The sequence below is a fragment of the Motilimonas sp. 1_MG-2023 genome, from assembly GCF_030547455.1.
Taxonomy (GTDB): Bacteria; Pseudomonadota; Gammaproteobacteria; order Enterobacterales; family CBDFNC01; genus Motilimonas.
In genome coordinates, this window is the sequence record NZ_JAUOPX010000116.1 from 1 (window position 1) to 653 (window position 653).

The window sequence follows — 653 nt, forward strand, 5'->3', positions numbered from 1 at the left end:
GGGGGAACACCTCATTTTTCTCTTTTGTAGGCCACTTGTACTTGGCTTTTTCAAGGCGCTTGTACCAAAGAGCAAAGCCTGTTTTATCCCAGTACAACACTTTGATTTTGTCGCGCTGTTTGTTGGTGAACAGGAACAGGGCACCGCTTCCCAGGGGTAAATCGGTGTCACTTTCGATAATCGCCGCGAGGCCATTGATGGACTTTCTAAAATCGACACTTTCACGATGCAGATAAATCTCTGGTGCGCTGAGCATGCGTTTCATGATAGCGCACCTATGAGCTCTGCGAGATAGGCCGCTGGCGTGCCTTGTGGAATACGCAGCTCAACATCATTGACGAATAGTGTCATGTTAGCCGTTGCACTCTGAGCTTGATACTTGGTCGTCTTTTCGACGACTTCTGCTCGGACAAAGCCTAGAGATACGTCAGTTTTATTGAGTTGCTGGCGCTTGGCATAGAACGTTGAGGGGTTAAGTTCATTGAGCTTGCAAAATGCGAGTGTAGATAATGAACTTGATTCAGATTGCGCAATAAGGTTTTGCCATTCTTGGTTGGTGCGTCGTTTTCTCATCTCAAATCTCCTCATGGTTGGAGACTTGATCTTATTCTTCGTGCTAGGGGATTAGAATGCGGGGTTTATGATGCGCTTAC

At 46.7% G+C, this 653-nt stretch carries 2 protein-coding genes; both read right to left on the reverse strand.

The window, feature by feature from the left end:
- Positions 1-265 (reverse strand): IS66 family insertion sequence element accessory protein TnpB (gene tnpB / locus Q4519_RS21665; protein WP_303516009.1); only part of this gene is annotated, 265 nt, incomplete at its 3' end.
- Positions 262-573, reverse strand: a complete 312-nt coding sequence (locus Q4519_RS21670; protein WP_303516012.1) for an IS66 family insertion sequence element accessory protein TnpB — start codon at positions 571-573, stop codon at positions 262-264. The genes tnpB and Q4519_RS21670, both read right to left, overlap by 4 nt.
- Between the last annotated feature and the right edge of the window lie 80 nt (positions 574-653).